The sequence below is a fragment of the Kutzneria sp. NPDC051319 genome, from assembly GCF_040682195.1.
Classification (GTDB): Bacteria; Actinomycetota; Actinomycetes; order Mycobacteriales; family Pseudonocardiaceae; genus Kutzneria.
Genome location: NZ_JBFBAM010000035.1, coordinates 36,243 through 52,923 on the forward strand (window position 1 = coordinate 36,243; position 16,681 = coordinate 52,923).

Genomic DNA, 16,681 nt, shown 5'->3' on the forward strand with positions numbered 1-16,681 from the left:
TCGTTTCGCGTCCGAACTCCGCGAACCGCCCGCGCGCCGTCGGTGGCCGCCCCTAGTATGGCCGCACCGGCGCGGCCGGGAACGGCGGTTCCGGTGAAGACGTTCCCATGGGTTTTCGATCCACCCCCGACCCGAAGAGGTGTGTCCCCGGTGAGCACGCTCCAGTTCAGGCGTTCGCCGCGCCTAGCCGCGCCCCGGCCGCCCGGCGGTGAGGTGCATCTGGAGCCGCCGCCCGAGCTGCCCCGGATCATTCCCGGCAACATCGTGATGAAGGTGCTGCCGGTCGTCATGATCGTCGCCTCGGTCGGCATGATGGGCTACATGTTCACGGCGCCGGGCGCCAAGAACCCGCAGACGATCATGATGGGCGGCTTCTTCCTCATCTCCACCGTCGGCATGATGGCCGGCGGCGCGGGCGGCGGGCGCGGCGGCGGCCAGCGCAAGGCCGAGATGAACGAGGACCGCAAGGACTACCTGCGCTACCTCGGCCAGATGCGGGAGCGCGCCCGGGACGCGGCCGACGAGCAGCGGGCCGCCCTGGAGTGGAACCACCCGGACCCCCAGGCCCTGTGGTCGATGGCCACCACGCGGCGGATGTGGGAGCGCCGGCAGAGCGACCCCGACTTCGGCCACGTGCGCATCGCCCGCGGTTCCCAGCGGCTGGCCACCCGGCTCGTGCCGCCGCAGACCGGCCCCGTCGACGAGCTGGAGCCGATCGCCACCCTGGCGCTGCGCCGCTTCGTGCGCGCCCACTCGATCGTGCCCGACCTGCCGACCATGATCACCATGCGCGGCTTCGCGGCCATCTCGCTGCTGGGCGAGCGGGAGCTCACCCGCGGCCTGGCCCGCGCCATGATCGGCCAGCTGGTCACCTTCCACTCGCCGGAGGACCTGCTGATCGCCGTGGTCAGCACGGGCCGGGCCAAGGACGAGTGGGAATGGTGCAAGTGGCTGCCCCACGCCCAGCACCCCACCGACATCGACGGCATCGGCCAGCTGCGCCTGATGAGCGGCTCGCTCCAGCAGGTCGAGGACTGGCTGCACGAGCAGACCAAGGACCGCCAGCGCTTCCAGCGCAACGCCCCGCCGCTGACCGACCAGCCGCACATCCTGATCATCGTCGACGACGGCGAGATCACCCGCGAGGAGCAGATCATCCTCGACGAGGGCCTCGTCGGCGTGACCCTGCTCGACCTGTCCGACTCGCTCGGCAACCTGGCCGCCCGCCGCGGCCTGCGCCTGGTCGTCGAACCGGAGCGGCTGGGCGCCCGCAGCAACGCCGGCGTGGAGTGGTTCGGCCAGCCCGACACGCTCACCGTGCCGGAGGCCGAGGCGCTGGCCCGCCGGCTGTCGCCGTACCGGGTCGGCGGCCAGGAGGCCACCGGCGCCGAGGACCAGCCGCTGCTCAACGCCAACCCGCCCATCCTGGAGCTGCTGGGCATCCCCGGCGACCCGATGACCTTCGAGATCGGGCAGGCCTGGCGGCCGCGGCCCAAGTCGGACCGGTACAAGATCCCGTTCGGCGTCGGCGAGTTCGGCCAGTCCGTGGAGCTGGACATCAAGGAGGCGGCCGAGGGCGGCATGGGCCCGCACGGCCTGTGTATCGGCGCCACCGGTTCCGGCAAGTCCGAGTTCCTGCGGACCCTGGTGCTGGGCCTGCTGGCCACGCACTCGTCCACCGCGCTCAACATGATCCTGGTCGACTTCAAGGGTGGCGCGACGTTCCTCGGCCTGGACGACGCGCCGCACGTGGCCGCGGTCATCACCAACCTGTCCGGCGACCTCACCATGGTCGACCGCATGAAGGACGCGATCGCCGGCGAGGTGTCCCGCCGCCAGGAAGTGCTGGCCAAGGGCAACTACAAGAACGTGTGGGACTACGAGAGCGCCCGCGAGAAGGGCGCCGACCTCGACCCGCTGCCGGCCCTGTTCATCTGCATCGACGAGTTCTCCGAGATGCTGACGGCCAAGCCCGACTTCATCGACATCTTCCTCCAGATCGGCCGCGTCGGCCGGTCGCTGCAGATCCACATGCTGCTGGCCTCGCAGCGGCTGGAGGAGGGCAAGCTCCGCGGCCTGGACACCTACCTGTCCTACCGAATCGGTCTGAAGACCTTCTCCGCCTCCGAGTCCCGCGCGGTGCTCGGCGTGCCCGACGCCTACGAGCTGCCGCCGATCCCGGGCTCGGGCTACCTGGCCGTGCAGGGCGAGCCGATGACCCGGTTCAAGGCCGCCTACGTCTCCGGCCCGTACCGGCCGGCCGGCATGATCGCCGGCCCGGCCACGCCCGCCGGCATCAGCGGCGACCGCAGGCCCAAGTTCTTCGTGCCGGACTTCGTGGAGATCCCCAAGGAGCCGGAGAAGCCGCGCGAGGCGGTCAAGGAGAAGCCCAAGGACGACAAGATCGAGCCCAGCGTGCTCGAGGTCATCGTCGGGCGGCTCAACGGCCAGGGCGCGCCGGCCCACCAGGTGTGGCTGCCGCCGCTGAACGAGCCGCAGTCGCTGGACATGCTGCTGCCGCCGCTGGCCGCGACGCCGGACCGGGGCATCTTCCCGCAGGGCTTCCAGGGCTACCTGCAGATCCCGCTCGGCCTGGTGGACAAGCCGTTCGACCAGCGACGCGACCCGTTCTGGGCCGACTTCTCGGGCGCGGCCGGCCACGGCGCGGTCGTCGGCGGGCCGCAGTCCGGCAAGTCCATGCTGCTGCGGACGCTGATCATGTCGATGGCCATCACGCACACGCCGGAGGAGGTCCAGTTCTACTGCCTGGACCTCGGCGGCGGCACGCTCTCGCCGCTGGAGGCGCTGCCGCACGTCGGCGGCGTGGCCAGCCGGCTGGAGCCGGACAAGGCCCGGCGCATGGTGGCCGAGCTCAGCGGCCTGATCTCCGACCGGGAGCAGCGGTTCCGCGCCGCCGGCATCGACGGCATGGTGGAGTTCCGCAACCGCAAGCGCCGCGGCGAGATCCAGGACGACCCGTACGGCGACGTGTTCGTGGTCATCGACGGCTGGCTGAACTTCCGACAGGAGTTCGAGGCGCTGGAGCCGGCCATTCTCAGCCTGGCCGCGCAGGGCCTGTCCTACGGCATCCACGTGATGATCTCGGCCAACCGCTGGGCGGAGATCCGGCCCGCGGTCAAGGACCTGATGGGCACCCGGTTCGAGCTGCGGCTCGGTGACCCCAGCGAGTCCGAGTTCGACCGCAAGGTGGCCGTGAACGTGCCCGTCGGCCGCCCCGGCCGCGGCCTGACCCCGGACCGCCTGCACTTCCTGACCGCGTTGCCGCGCATCGACTCCTCGTCCAACGCGAGCGACGTCGGCGCCGGCGTGCAGGACGCCATCGGCAAGATCACCGCCGCCTGGCGCGGCCCGGTCGCGCCGAAGGTCCGGCTGCTGCCCGAGATGCTGCCCTACGAGCAGATGCCGTCGCCGCAACAGCAGCGCAACCCGCACCTCGTGCCGATCGGCGTCAACGAGGACGGCCTGGCGCCGGTGTTCCTCGACTTCGACAACGACTCGCACTTCTACGCCTTCGCCGAGGGCGAGTCCGGCAAGACCAACCTGCTGCGCACCATCGTGCGCGGCATCATGACCCGCTACACCACCACCGAGGCCGTCATCCTGCTGGTCGACTACCGGCGCACGATGCTCGGCTTCGTCGACACCGACCACCTGCTCAGCTACGTGGTGTCGGCCAACCAGCTCGGCGACACCATCAACGACGTCAAGAACTCCCTCAAGGGCCGGCTGCCCGGCCCCGACGTCACGCAGGAGCAGCTCAAGGCCCGGTCCTGGTGGAAGGGGCCGGAGGTCTTCGTCGTGGTCGACGACTACGACCTGGTGGCCACCCAGAGCGGCAACCCGCTGCAGCCGCTGTCGGAGTTCCTGCCGCAGGCCAAGGACGTCGGCCTGCACATGATCCTGGCCCGCCGCTCCGGCGGCGCCAGCCGGGCGCTGTTCGACCCGGTGATCGGCAAGCTGCGGGAGATCGCCGCGCCCGGCATGGTGATGAGCTGCAGCAAGGACGAGGGCGTGCTGATCGGCACCTACAAGCCGACGGTGCTGCCGCCGGGCCGGGGCATGATCGTCACCCGCAAGCTGGGCCAGCAGCTCATGCAGACCGCGTGGCTGCCGGGCGAGTGAGTTGACGGTCCACGTAGCGGTCGACTTCGGCACGTCGAGCACGTGCGTCGCGGTGGCCGTCGACGGCAAGGAGCCGCAGCTGGTCGTCCTGGAGGGCGGCACGCCGGTGATGCCGTCGGCGGTCTTCGCCGACCGCGGCGGCACGCTGTTCGTGGGGCAGGAGGCGGAGCGGCAGGCGGCGGTGGACCCGTCGCGCTACGAGCCGAATCCCAAGCGCCGCATCGACGAGGGGCAGCTGCTGCTCGGCGACACCGTGCTCAACGTGCTGGACGTGGTGCGGGCGGTGTTGGTGCGGGCCACCAACGAGGCACGGCGGCTGGTCGGCGGCGCGCGGATCGACCTGCTGGTGCTGACCCATCCCGCCGACTGGGGCGCGGTCCGCACCCGGATCCTGCGCCAGGCCGGGCAGGGGCTGGGGGCGGAGCTGTCGCTGGTGCCGGAACCCGTTGCCGCGGCGGTGTTCCACTCGGCGTCCACGGCGATGCCGGACGGGACGGCGTTGGCCGTGCTGGACTTCGGCGGCGGGACCGTGGACGCGAGCGTGGTGCGTCGGCGCGGGGCCTCGTTCGAGGTGCTGGCCACCCGGGGCGAGCCGAACTTCGGCGGCGCGGACATCGACCAGGCGCTGCTGGAGCACGTCGGCACGCTGGTGTCGGGGTCGGATCCGTCGGCGTGGCAGGCGTTGATGGAAGGCCGGGAGATGGCCGACCGCCGTCGCCGCCGGGTGCTGCGGCAGGACGTGCGTGGGGCCAAGGAGACGCTGTCCCGGCACGCCTACACGGATGTGCCGATGCCGCAGCCGTTTCCGGACGCCCACATCACGCGGGCCGACCTGGAACGCCTGATCGGCCCGCAGCTGGGTCGGGCGGCCGACCTGGTCGCCGACACCGTCAAGGCGGCGCGGCTGACCGGCGGCGAGCTGAGCACGGTGTTCCTGGTCGGCGGCTCCAGCCGGATCCCACTGGTCGCCCGGCTGGTGCACGAGCGCACCGGCGTGCTGCCGACCACCTTGGACCAGCCGGAGACCATCGTGGCCCGCGGCGCGCTGCGGGTGGTGACCCTTGATCCACATCGGACGGGCGCGTTCCCAGGGGTGCGGCCGCCGAACGTGATGCAGCAGCCGTTGGAGACGCCGAGCCCGGGCTTCGCGGCGATCCCGGTGGGCGGGGCGGGCCCGATGCCGGCCGGCGCCTCCGACGTGACGCGATCTTCCGATGTCACCCGGCCGGTGTCGATGAACTTCCCGCAGGTGCCGCCGGCGCCCGTGGTGGCGCGCAAGCGTGGCAAGTGGCTGCCGTGGATCGTGGTCGGCTCCGTGGTGGTGGTGCTCGCCGCCGGCGTGGCCGTGTTCCGCCTGGTCACGGGCGGCCCGGACGGCAAGGACGTGGCCCAGTACGACTATCGCTTCACCGCGCCGCCGGGATGGAGCCAGATCGGCGGCGACGCCTCGTTCCGCGAGGTGAAGCTCAAGCCGGACGGCTCGACCGGCAGCGACCTGATCGCCGTGCAGGAGCGGGCGCTGAACTACGACGCCAGCACCCAGCGCGACCTGGCCGTCAGCCAGGTGCGGTCGGCGGTGGCGCAGGCCGGCTCCGAGTTCTCCGATTTCTCGGACGCCACCAGCTTCGGCGGCAAGGATGTCCTCTACTACCGCGAGAGTGTCGACGGGGCATCGGTCGACTGGTACGTGGTGCTCAAGGGCAAGGCGCAGGTCAGCGTCGGTTGCCAGTACCCGCCCGGCGACCGCGACGCCGTGCTGGCCGCGTGCCGGCAGGTCGTGAGCACGCTGGCGGTGCAAGCCTGAGGAGGAGACGCCGTGCAGATCGGCGACGCGATGAGCCAGTTCCGGTCCGACGTGGACTCCGCCGTCGCGCGGGGCAGCCGGGCCGCCGGTGAGGCCAGGGCCCGCAGCGCGGCCACCCGGGGACAGACCCGGGAGCTGGTCGGCCGGGTCCGGTCCCGGCAGGCCCAGCCGCAGCCGGCCGACCTGACGTCGCCGGGCCTGCGCCGGGCGGCGGCCTCGTTCCGGGCCGACGAGGGGCTGCCGGTGGACCGGCTGCCGGAGGGCACCGAGCTGCTCGCCCCGATGACGGCGACTACTCCCAGTGCCCCGAAGGCCCCCACCGTGGCGGGTCGACGCCCCCGTCCGAGTGACGACGACGAGGACTTTTCGCAGGAGGGAATCATGTTCCGCGGCTAGTTCCACCCGGGCCCGTTTACTTGAGCAACGGTTTGCGAAGAACCCGCGACGGGGTGGAACCGACCGTGGCACTGTCGTCGTCGCAGTAACCGTACGAACCAAGCACGCTGTACTCACCCAGATTGAAGGGGGCCTTCCCAATGTCCAGCATGGGGACGAACTTCGCCGAGATGGCGAGCTGCGCCAAGGACATCGAGAACGTCGAGCAGGAGATCAACGCGACGGTCAACAAGCTCAACGGCGACCTCACCCCGCTGCAGTCGAGCTGGAAGGGTCAGGCCTCGATGGCGTTCCAGCAGCTCCAGGAGCGTCTGATGGAGGACGCCAAGAAGCTGAACCAGGCCCTGAACGACATCTCGACCGCGATGAAGACCGCGTCCGGCACCTACGCGCAGCAGGAAGAGGAAGCCTCGCACGGCATCAGCAGCATCTCCAGCCGGCTGGGTGGCTGACCTCTCGTTTCGGCTGCGGCCGGAAAAGCGTCTTCTGCTATAGCGGCTTTGTCAGACTTCATTTAGGGGAGAACAACGTGAGCGACTCCGTCATCAAGGTCACTTTCGCCGAGATCCAGCAGGCGTCCCAGGACGTCACCAATGCGGCGAACACCGTGGGCAGCCACCTGGAAACGCTGAAGGGCAAGATCGCGCCGATCGTCGCGGACTGGACCGGCGAGGCGGCCGAGGCCTACCAGAACGCGCAGCGCAACTGGGACGCGGCGGCCAAGGACTTCCAGGAGACCCTTCAGGCCATCGGCGTCGCCGTGCGTCAGGCCGGCGAGGGCTACGAGAGCGCCGAGGGCTCGGCCAAGAAGCTCTGGGGCTGAGACCTTCGTCACGCCCGCCCGTGCGGTGCCCGTGGACCCCGGGACGACTCGTCCTGGGGTCCACGTATGTGTTCCGACCACCCGTTTTGACCCTGCCGGGTCAGGCCGGGTATCTTCTTTCTTTGTTGTGCGGTAATGCGGCGCGAGGCTTGCTGCCGCGCGTGCACCAGCAGTCCATGACCGCGCTGGCGCGCCCCGCCGCAACGACAGCCCATGACACGAGCGTGGACCTGCGTAGGGTCGCGCCACAGAGTGAGTGACGACGAGGTAGATCCGTGCGCACGTACAGCCCGAAGGCCGGCGAGGTGAACCGCGCCTGGCACGTCATCGACGCCCAGGACGTGGTGCTCGGCCGGCTCGCCACCCAGGCCGCGACGCTGCTGCGTGGCAAGCACAAGCCCATCTACGCCCCGCATGTCGACACCGGTGACTTCGTCGTCATCGTGAACGCCGAGAAGGTGGCGCTCACCGGCAACAAGCGGGACCAGGCGTTCGTGTACCGCCACAGCGGCCACCCGGGCGGCCTGAGCAAGCGCTCCTTCGGCGAGATGCTGGAGAAGCAGCCCGAGCGTCTCCTCGAGCAGGCGATCAAGGGCATGCTGCCGCACACCCGGCTGGGTCGCGCCATGGCCAGCAAGCTCAAGGTCTACGCCGGCCCGGAGCACCCGCACGCGGCGCAGCAGCCGCAGCCGTTCGAGATCACGAAGATCGCCCAGTGACCGAGGAAGTTTCAGTGACCACTCCTGACCACGAGCCCGAGCAGGCCGCCGACGAGGCCGTCGCTGCTGAGGCCGTCGAGACCACCGAGGCTGCCGAGACCACCGAGGCTGTCGCCGAGGCCGAGGCTGCCGAGACCCCCGACGTTGTCGAGGCCGACGCGGCTGCCGCCGATGTCGAGGCCGAGACCACCGAGGCCGACGCCGTCGCCGAGTTCGACGCGGCCGTCGAGGCCGACGGCGACGAGGAGGCCGCTCCGGCGCCCGCCCCCGTCGCGCTGCCCAACCGCCTGATCCAGACCGTCGGCCGCCGCAAGGAGGCCATCGTTCGCGTGCGACTGGTGCCGGGTACCGGCAAGTTCACGCTGAACGGCAAGACGCTGGAGGAGTACTTCCCGAATAAGGTGCACCAGCAGCTCATCAAGGAGCCGCTGGTCACCGTCGAGCGCACCGAGATGTTCGACGTCATCGCCACGCTCGTCGGCGGCGGCATCTCCGGCCAGGCCGGCGCGCTGCGGCTGGGCATCGCCCGTGCCCTGATCGTGTTCGAGATCGACGACCGCCCGGCGCTGAAGAAGGCCGGCTTCCTCACCCGTGACCCGCGGGCCAAGGAGCGCAAGAAGTACGGCCTGAAGAAGGCCCGCAAGGCGCCTCAGTACAGCAAGCGCTGAGTATCGTTCAAAGGCGGTGCGATCTGCGATTTCTGCAGGTTGCGCCGCCTTTGGCGCGTTCTGGGCATGTCCGCGAAGCAACCCCTCGCGGCCCTCGCGCGCCCTAGCCGTAGTCTGGCCGCCCCGTCGTTCCCCGCCCCGGAGGTAGCAGCGTCCATGTCCCGTCTGTTCGGCACCGACGGTGTCCGCGGTATGGCCAACGCCGACCTGACCCCGGAGCTGGCGCTCTCGCTGGCCGCGGCGGCGGCTCGGGTGCTGGCCGAGCACGACACCACGCACCGCCCGGTCGCGGTGGTGGGGCGGGACCCGAGGGCCAGCGGCGAGATGCTGGAGGCGGCGGTGACCGCGGGCCTCACGGCGGCCGGCGCGGACGTGCTGCGGCTGGGCGTGCTGCCGACCCCGGCGGTGGCCTTCCTGGTCGCCGAGCTGGGCGCGGACCTGGGCGTGATGATCTCCGCCTCGCACAACCCGATGCCCGACAACGGCATCAAGTTCTTCGCCAAGGGCGGCCTGAAGCTGTCCGACGAGCTGGAGAACGAGATCGAGGCCCGGCTCGACCGGACCGAGGGCCGCCCCACCGGCGCGGGCGTCGGCCGGGTCAGCGACGTGCCGGAGGCGGCCAGCCGGTACATCGACCACCTGCTGCTGTCGACCCCGCACGACCTGCACGGCCTGCGCATCGTGGTCGACTGCGCCAACGGCGCCGCCTCCACCACCGCGCCCCAGGCCTACCGCCGGGCCGGCGCCGAGGTGATCGCCATCCACGCCGACCCCAACGGCCTGAACATCAACGACGGCGTCGGCTCCACCCACCTGGACGTGCTCCAGGCCGCGGTCCTCGAACACGGCGCCGACCTGGGCATCGCCCACGACGGCGACGCGGACCGCTGCCTCGCGGTGGACAACACCGGGGCCGAGATCGACGGCGACCAGATCATGGCCGTGCTGGCGCTGGCCCTCAAGGACGCGGGCGAGCTCAAGGAGGACACGCTCGTCGCCACCGTGATGAGCAACCTCGGCCTGCACCTGGCCATGAAGGAGTACGGTGTGCGCCTGCTCACCACCGCGGTGGGCGACCGCTACGTGGTGGAGGAACTGCGGGCCGGCGGCTACTCGCTGGGCGGCGAGCAGTCCGGCCACGTGATCCTGCCCTCGCACGCCACCACCGGCGACGGCCTGCTGACCGCGCTGCGGCTGATGGCCCGCGTGGCCGCCACCGGCAAGCCGCTGGGCGAGCTGGCCGGCGTGATGCGCCGCCTGCCGCAGGTGCTGATCAACGTGCGGGTGGCCGACAAGACCGCCGTCGCGGCGGCCGAGACCGTCAGCCGGGCCGTCGCCGAGGTGACCGCCGAGCTGGGGGAGACCGGCCGCGTGCTGCTGCGCCCGTCGGGCACCGAGCAGCTGGTGCGGGTGATGGTCGAGGCGCCCAGCCACGACGAGGCCAACGGCGCCGCGACCCGCCTGGCCGAGGTCGTTTCCGCCGTCGGCTGACCGCCGGTCACCACTTCGGTGATAGCGCCCTGCCCTGTCCGGTTTCTGTAATAGTGTGCGAAGCATCGGCATGGTCGCGGCGTGGAACCGAATCGCGCCCCGCGGAGTCCGAGTTGTCGTACACAGCAGGGGGCAGGGGAGGACAAAGATCATGTCGGGCAGCGTCAAGGCCGACGGCCAGGCGATCACGACTCTCGGGTCGTACTTCCGAGATCTCGATGAGACGACCGCGGTCGGATATCGCACCACGCTGGACTCGGTGCACGTCACGGGCGACATCACGGGCAAGTCGTGCCCGCAGGCCGGTGACGCGGCCACGAAGGCCGTGCAGACCTTGAGCGCCAACATGAAGGACTTCGGTTCGCACGCGGAGGACATCTGCGCCGGATTGAACGCGACCGCGAAGAACTACGCCGACACCGATTCCTCGAATGCGTCCTCGATCTCGTCCGCGGGGGGTAACGCCTGATGGCCAAAGCAAGCAAGCACTCCCATCATTCGAGCTCGTCGTCGACCCATCACAAGGACGACGGTGGCAACACCAGCACCACCAAGCCCAAGAAGGACGACGACGAGGACACCGGCGGCACGCATCCCAAGAAGGACGAGGACGGGAAGCGACGCGGCAAAGACCAGGACGGTGAAGACGGGCAGGACGGGCAGGACGGCCGCGGGGGCAACGGCGGCAATGGTGGCAATGGTGGGAACGGCGGCGATGGGGGCGACGGCGGAGACGGTGGCGATGGCGCCGACGGGGGAGATGGCGGCGACGGCGGGGACTCCGGCGACACCAGCGACGGCAGCGGTGGGGACCCCGGCGGCGACCTGAGCGGCCGCTCCGACGACGTCTGCGACGCCCACGCCGACAAGCGCGACGGCTTCAAGCAATGGCTCGACCTCTACAACCTGTACACCGGCAAGAACCTCAACTTCGACACCGACATCGTCAAGCCGTTCGACCAGCCGCGCGGCATCGACTACGGCCAGCTGGCCCAGGCCGCGGACGAGCTCTCGCAGGTGGCGTCGGACTTCGCCAACACCCGTGACGAGATGAACGGCAAGGTCACCGGGGTCGTCGGCAGCTCGTGGCAGGGCGACGCGGCCAACGCGTTCGGCGCCTACATCCAGCAGTTCGGCACCAAGGCCCAGACCATCGACAGCGACCTGGACAAGCTGAGCCAGGCCATCACGTCGAGCACCTCGGCGGCCAAGCAGATCGTCGACGCCTACGGCCAGACGCTGGATCAGATCGACTTCAGCAAGATCCAGTTCGACCCGGTCACGCTGCTGGAGCTGATCGCCATCTACAAGGCCGAGAAGGGCCTTGACGACCTGGTCAACAAGCTCAAGGACGGCGTCGCCGACCTGATCGGCTTCGACTTCCCCGGCGGCTGGGCGCTGGACGCCGCGTGGGCGGTGTGCAGCACGCTGGGCGAGTGCATCCTGTGGATCATGGGCTGGGAAGCCGACATGTTCCTGCAGTTCATCGCCGGCCTGACCCAGAAGGTCATCGACGCCGGCTTCAAGGAGCCGTTCGAGCAGAACCTCCAGCTGTTGCAACAGGGTTCCAAGACCGCGGACACCGGCATCAAGCAGGCCTTCGAGGAGCTGATCTCCGCCGCCGAGGCGGTCAACCAGAGTCCGTTCTCGGGCCTGTCGGCGGTGCCGGAGGGCAAGCCGGAGCAGAAGACCGGCGGCGACCCCAAGGGCCCCGGCCACACCGGCGGCGGTCCCGGCACCGGGACCGGCGGCGGTGGTGGCGGCGACACGGGTGGCGGTGGCACTGGTGGCGGCGGAACCGGCGGCGGTGGCACTGGCGGCGGCACGACCCCGCCTCCGCCTCCGTCCATCCCGCAGCCGAGCGTGCCTCAGGTCCCGACGCCGACCGCGCCGCAGTCCGCGGAGTCGGTGAAGATCCAGGACGGCGCCAACACCATCGAGGTGGACAGCCCGGACGGCCAGGGCCACGTCAAGATCAAGGTGGACGACGGCGACGGCAAGCCGGCCAAGACCTACGACGTCGACTTCAGCAAGGTGGCCAACAACCCGGCCGTGGCCGGCCTCGCCGGCCAGCACGGTCAGGCCGGCGGGCCGGGCCAGGTTCCGGGCCAGCCGGGGCAGACCGGTGTCCAGGGGCAGATGCCCGGCCAGACCGGCGGCGGAGTTCCCGGCCAGACCGGCGGCGGAGTTCCCGGTCAGCCCGGCGGCGGGCCGGGCCAACCCGGTGGCGTTCCGGGGCAGCCCGGGACCAACCCGGACGGCTCCATCCCGACGCCGGCCGGCGCCGACGGCAAGGCCGTCATCCACGACGGCGACCTCACCATCACCGCGCAGCAGGGCAAGGTGCCGGGCGAGGTCCAGGTCTCCATCGACGACGGCACCGGCAAGGCGCCGCACACGTACACCATCGACTACAACGACGCCGCCGGCCCGTCGGCGTCCCCGACCGGCACGCACCCCGCCGGCGCGGACCCGGGCCAGCCCGGCGGCGGCACGCACATGACGCCGGACCATGTTGTCGGCACCACCGGCACCGCCAGCGGCGCACACGCGATCGACGAGCCCGCCGACCCGGGCCAGCAGCTGCATCACGACCCGGCCCAGCTCGGCGAGGACCCGGCCGCCTCGGCGGTGTCGACCGACCCGGCCGGGGCCTGGACGATGCCGGACGACACCCCGGCGTCCACCGGCCCGGCCCACGCGCTGCCGGACGACGTGCCGATGCCGGAGCCGGCCTGGACTGCGCCGGCCGCGGCCGACCCGGGCTTCACCTACGCCCCGACCGGCGAGCACGACCAGGGCAGCTTCTCCGGGAGCCTGTTCGACTCCCCGGCCTCCACCAGCGTCGCCGCCGCCTCGTTCACGCCGGCCTCGGCCGACACCGGCGGCTCGTCGGCGTGGACGCTCGGCGATGACAGCGGGCACGGCATGGTCGGCAGCCAGGGCGGCATGCACCACGCCGGCGCCTGGGACACCGCGCACAGCGCCGCGGACCCGGGTCTGGGCGGGCAGGCATCGACCAACCAGGCCAGTGCGCCCGGCGACGCCGGCCTGGCCCAGCTCGGCGGCGCGCATGCGGCGGCGGCCGGTCAGGGCGGTTCGCCCATGGGCGGCGGCATGCCGATGATGGGTGGCATGGGCGGCGGCGGCCACGGTGGCGGCGGCGAGGACCAGGAGCGCAGCACGAACGCGGCGTGGCGCACGCCGAGCGCCGTCTTCGACGACAACGGCTCGGCCTCGGTGAGCCGGATGAACGGCGTGCTCGGTGAGGACGAAGGGAGCCAGCGCCAGTGAGCTATCAGGCGACCGTCGCCGTGAACACTGCCGTCGCGCAGATGCGGGAGCTCCGGGACGACGTCCAGCGGCAGCGCGCGGCGACCGAGAAGAAGTTCGCGGACGCCGTCAAGGAGAACAAGGAAGCCTCCCAGAAGGCGATGGCCGAGGCCAAGGCCAAGCGGGAGGCCGCCGAGAGCGGCCGCCCCGTCGCCCGGCCCGCGCAGGAGGTCCGGGAGGAGAAGTACACGTTCTTCGACAGCGAGGACGAGTACAACCCGCCGGCCGCCCCGTCGTTCCAGATGCCCGACGTCACCCCGCCGCCGCGACCGACGCCCCGGCGGACCGCTCGTCCCGCCTATGACGATGACGACGACTACTCGAACCAGAGCTGGATGGAATAGCTAGCTCTTCGTGCGGGCCGTCGTCGGACGGCCCGCACGCTGGTACGTGACGGGTGCTCGCTTCACGTCGCTGTACAGCAGCGAATCGTAGGCGCGGTCGCCGTTCAACTGCCGCAACAGAAACGCGGTGATCACGGCCTTGGCGACGGTCTGCGTCCTGGGCTCGCCCCGGCCCGGCAGCAGCAGTTCGCTCCAGTGCCGCCCTTCGGCGAAGCCGAGGTGGTTGGCACCGGCGATGGTCCGCAGCTGGACCGGCCCGCCCCAGCTCTGCGCGATGGCTTCGGCGTGGCCGACCGGCGGCGCGACAAGGTCTTCCTCGGCCGCCAGATGCACGGCCGGCATCAGGCACAGCCGCGCACCGTCCACAGCGGACGGCATCGTTTCCGAGGCGGCGACAGTGAAAACGCCGCGGATCCGCTCGTCCTCGGCCGCCGCCAGCACCGCCGCGCCGCCGCCGGCACCGTGCCCGCCGACGGCCAACTTGCCGGCGTCCACGCCGATGTCGCCGTCGCCGAGCCGCACGCCGGACACCACGTCCAGCGCCGTGCGCAGGTCGGCGGCGAACAGCCGGGCCGAGGCCAGCGGGCCGCGATGGGTGGCCGGGGCCGCGACGACGACGCCCCACGAGGCGAGGTGCCGGAACAGGCCGAGATAGCGCTGCGGCGGCTGCAGCCAGCCGTGCCCGAAGGCCACCGCCGGCAGGCCGTGCCCGCCGCGCGGGGTGAACAGCGTGCCGGGCAGCCCGACCAGGGCCAGGTCACCGCGCCGCACGCCGTGCGGACCGGGCCGGCTGAGCTCGGTGAGCGCCTGCTTCGCGGTCAACGGCTTGCGTCGCGCCATACCCGGGACCGTACCGGATCACGGGTTTTCGCCGCCCATCAAGCTCACGGCCGGACCACGCACGCTGTCCGGCTCGTGCTCACCTCCACCCACACTGCCTCGCCCGCGCCGTCCGCTCACTTCGCTCCGTCTGTGCCCGGCCCTCGCCTTACCCCAATGATCCATATTGGTCTACACCAAATCGATTCCGATCATGCCTCTGACCAGGTGTGACGGGAAACAACCGGGCTGGTCGCAACCGGATGATGGTCTAGCTACCCTGTACCGTCGTGTGTGGAATCGTGGGTTACACCGGCCATCGCCCGGCACTGGACGTCGTACTGGACGGATTGCGCCGGTTGGAGTATCGGGGATACGACTCGGCGGGCGTCGCCGTTCTGGACGGCGACGGCGGGCTGGCGGTCGAGCGCAAGGCCGGCCGGCTGGCCAACCTGGAGGCGCGGCTGGACGAGGTCGGCCGCGACACTCTGACCGGCGGCACCGGCATGGGACACACCCGGTGGGCCACCCACGGCGCGCCGGTGGACCGCAACTCGCACCCGCACCGGGACACCACCGGCCGGATCGCCGTGGTGCACAACGGGATCATCGAGAACTTCGCGCAGCTGCGGGCCGAGCTGGAGGCCGACGGCGTCGAGCTGGCCAGCGACACCGACAGCGAGACCGCGGCCCACCTCGTCTCCCGGATCTACGACGGCGACCTGGCTGCCGCCGTGCGGACCGTGTGCCGGCGCCTGGAGGGCGCGTTCACGCTGGTGGTCACCCACGCCGACGAGCCCGACAAGGTCGTCGCGGCCCGGCGCTCCTCGCCGCTGGTCGTCGGCGTCGGCGAGGGCGAGACCTTCCTCGCCTCCGACGTGGCCGCGTTCATCGAGCACACCCGCAACGCCGTCGAGCTGGGCCAGGACCAGGTCGTCGTGATCACCAAGGACGGCTACGAGGTCACCGACTTCCACGGGGAGCCGGTGCAGGCCAAGCCGTTCGAGGTGAACTGGGACCTGTCGGCCGCCGAGAAGGGCGGCCACGACTACTTCATGCTCAAGGAGATCGAGGAGCAGCCCGAGGCGCTGGCCAACACGCTGCGCGGCCACTTCACCGACGGCCGCATCGTGCTCGACGAGCAGCGGCTGGCCGACCAGGACCTCCGTGACGTGGACAAGGTCTTCGTGGTGGCCTGCGGCACCGCGTACCACTCGGGGCTGGTCGCCAAGTACGCCATCGAGCACTGGACCCGGCTGCCCGTCGAGTGCGAGCTGGCCAGCGAGTTCCGCTACCGCGACCCGGTGCTGGACCGCGACACCCTGGTGGTGGCCATCTCGCAGTCCGGCGAGACCGCCGACACCCTGGAGGCCGTGCGGCACGCCCGTGAGCAGAAGGCCCGCGTGCTGGCCATCTGCAACACCAACGGCGCTCAGATCCCGCGCGAGTCCGACGCCGTGCTGTACACCCACGCCGGCCCGGAGATCGGCGTCGCCGCCACCAAGACGTTCCTGGCCCAGATCGCCGCCAACTACCTGGTCGGTCTCGCACTGGCCCAGGCCCGCGGCACCAAGTACCCGGACGAGGTGGCGCGCGAGTTCCACGAGCTGGAGGCCATGCCGGCGGCCGTGCAGCAGGCGCTGGGCACCGTCGGCCAGGTCCGGGAGCTCGCCCACGAGCTGTCCGACTCCAAGGCGATCCTGTTCCTGGGCCGGCACGTCGGCTTCCCCGTCGCCCTCGAAGGCGCGTTGAAGCTGAAGGAGCTGGCGTACATGCACGCCGAGGGCTTCGCCGCCGGCGAGCTCAAGCACGGCCCCATCGCGCTGATCGAGGACCAGCTGCCGGTCGTCGTCGTGATGCCGTCCCCGAAGGGCCGGGCGGTCCTGCACAGCAAGTTGCTGTCCAACATCAGCGAGATCCAGGCCCGTGGCGCGCGCACCATCGTCATCGCCGAGGAGGGCGACGACACGGTGAAGCCCTTCGCGGACCACCTGATCGAGGTACCGGCCGTGCCGACCCTGTTGCAGCCCTTGGTGTCCAGCGTGCCGCTGCAGGTGCTGGCGGCCGAGATCGCCCGCAGTCGCGGGTACGACGTCGACAAGCCGCGTAACCTCGCGAAGTCGGTGACCGTCGAGTAATCG

Annotated in this window: 13 protein-coding genes; 12 read left to right on the top strand and 1 reads right to left on the bottom strand. The window is 71.1% G+C overall.

Annotated features, from left to right (window positions below; genetic code table 11):
• Nucleotides 1-150: 150 nt before the first annotated feature.
• The 11 genes from eccCa (at nucleotide 151) to AB0M73_RS29340 (ending at nucleotide 13,721) form a co-directional block, all read left to right on the top strand.
• The gene (eccCa, locus tag AB0M73_RS29290) at nucleotides 151-4,143 is read left to right on the top strand and encodes a type VII secretion protein EccCa (RefSeq protein WP_363896938.1); all 3,993 of its coding nucleotides are present in this window, start codon (nucleotides 151-153) and stop codon (nucleotides 4,141-4,143) included.
• A 1-nt stretch (nucleotide 4,144) separates the two neighbouring features.
• A complete protein-coding gene (locus AB0M73_RS29295; protein WP_363896941.1) occupies nucleotides 4,145-5,947 on the top strand; it encodes a type VII secretion-associated protein in 1,803 nt (600 codons plus the stop codon).
• Nucleotides 5,948-5,959: 12 nt separating this feature from the next.
• A complete protein-coding gene (locus tag AB0M73_RS29300) occupies nucleotides 5,960-6,343 on the top strand; it encodes a hypothetical protein (RefSeq protein WP_363896944.1) in 384 nt (127 codons plus the stop codon).
• 149 nt (nucleotides 6,344-6,492) lie between these two features.
• A complete protein-coding gene (locus tag AB0M73_RS29305) occupies nucleotides 6,493-6,795 on the top strand; it encodes a WXG100 family type VII secretion target (protein ID WP_363896947.1) in 303 nt (100 codons plus the stop codon).
• A 77-nt stretch (nucleotides 6,796-6,872) separates the two neighbouring features.
• Complete coding sequence (locus tag AB0M73_RS29310; protein ID WP_363896950.1) at nucleotides 6,873-7,166, top strand: WXG100 family type VII secretion target; 294 nt, start codon at nucleotides 6,873-6,875, stop codon at nucleotides 7,164-7,166.
• 275 nt (nucleotides 7,167-7,441) lie between these two features.
• The gene (gene rplM / locus AB0M73_RS29315) at nucleotides 7,442-7,885 is read left to right on the top strand and encodes a 50S ribosomal protein L13 (protein WP_043721594.1); all 444 of its coding nucleotides are present in this window, start codon (nucleotides 7,442-7,444) and stop codon (nucleotides 7,883-7,885) included.
• A 14-nt stretch (nucleotides 7,886-7,899) separates the two neighbouring features.
• A complete protein-coding gene (gene rpsI / locus AB0M73_RS29320) occupies nucleotides 7,900-8,553 on the top strand; it encodes a 30S ribosomal protein S9 (RefSeq protein WP_363896954.1) in 654 nt (217 codons plus the stop codon).
• Between the two features lie 156 nt (nucleotides 8,554-8,709).
• Nucleotides 8,710-10,044: a phosphoglucosamine mutase gene (gene glmM, locus AB0M73_RS29325; protein WP_363896957.1), complete on the top strand. Its 1,335-nt coding sequence runs from the start codon at nucleotides 8,710-8,712 to the stop codon at nucleotides 10,042-10,044.
• 151 nt (nucleotides 10,045-10,195) lie between these two features.
• Nucleotides 10,196-10,513, top strand: coding sequence for a type VII secretion target (locus AB0M73_RS29330; protein WP_043721598.1), 318 nt, complete (start codon nucleotides 10,196-10,198; stop codon nucleotides 10,511-10,513).
• A complete protein-coding gene (locus AB0M73_RS29335; RefSeq protein ID WP_363896961.1) occupies nucleotides 10,513-13,338 on the top strand; it encodes a WXG100 family type VII secretion target in 2,826 nt (941 codons plus the stop codon). The genes AB0M73_RS29330 and AB0M73_RS29335 overlap by 1 nt, the downstream gene beginning before the upstream one ends.
• Nucleotides 13,335-13,721, top strand: coding sequence for a hypothetical protein (locus AB0M73_RS29340; protein ID WP_363896964.1), 387 nt, complete (start codon nucleotides 13,335-13,337; stop codon nucleotides 13,719-13,721). The genes AB0M73_RS29335 and AB0M73_RS29340 overlap by 4 nt, the downstream gene beginning before the upstream one ends.
• On the opposite strand, the gene AB0M73_RS29345 is transcribed toward AB0M73_RS29340, so the two are convergent.
• Nucleotides 13,722-14,561 carry an alpha/beta hydrolase gene (locus tag AB0M73_RS29345; RefSeq protein ID WP_363896966.1) on the bottom strand — a complete coding sequence of 280 codons (840 nt, stop codon included), beginning with the start codon at nucleotides 14,559-14,561 and terminating at the stop codon, nucleotides 13,722-13,724.
• 269 nt (nucleotides 14,562-14,830) lie between these two features.
• Between AB0M73_RS29345 and glmS the strand changes: the two genes are divergently transcribed.
• Complete coding sequence (gene glmS / locus AB0M73_RS29350) at nucleotides 14,831-16,678, top strand: glutamine--fructose-6-phosphate transaminase (isomerizing) (protein WP_363896969.1); 1,848 nt, start codon at nucleotides 14,831-14,833, stop codon at nucleotides 16,676-16,678.
• Nucleotides 16,679-16,681 lie beyond the last annotated feature (3 nt).

Bases quoted from the DNA above. Each gene is read 5' to 3' on its own strand.
- AB0M73_RS29305 (WP_363896947.1), top strand. From the start codon at position 6,493: ATGGGGACGAACTTCGCCGAGATGGCGAGCTGCGCCAAGGACATCGAG.
- glmM (WP_363896957.1), top strand. From the start codon at position 8,710: ATGTCCCGTCTGTTCGGCACCGACGGTGTCCGCGGTATGGCCAACGCC.
- AB0M73_RS29330 (WP_043721598.1), top strand. From the start codon at position 10,196: ATGTCGGGCAGCGTCAAGGCCGACGGCCAGGCGATCACGACTCTCGGG.
- AB0M73_RS29335 (WP_363896961.1), top strand. From the start codon at position 10,513: ATGGCCAAAGCAAGCAAGCACTCCCATCATTCGAGCTCGTCGTCGACC.
- AB0M73_RS29345 (WP_363896966.1), bottom strand. From the start codon at position 14,561: ATGGCGCGACGCAAGCCGTTGACCGCGAAGCAGGCGCTCACCGAGCTC.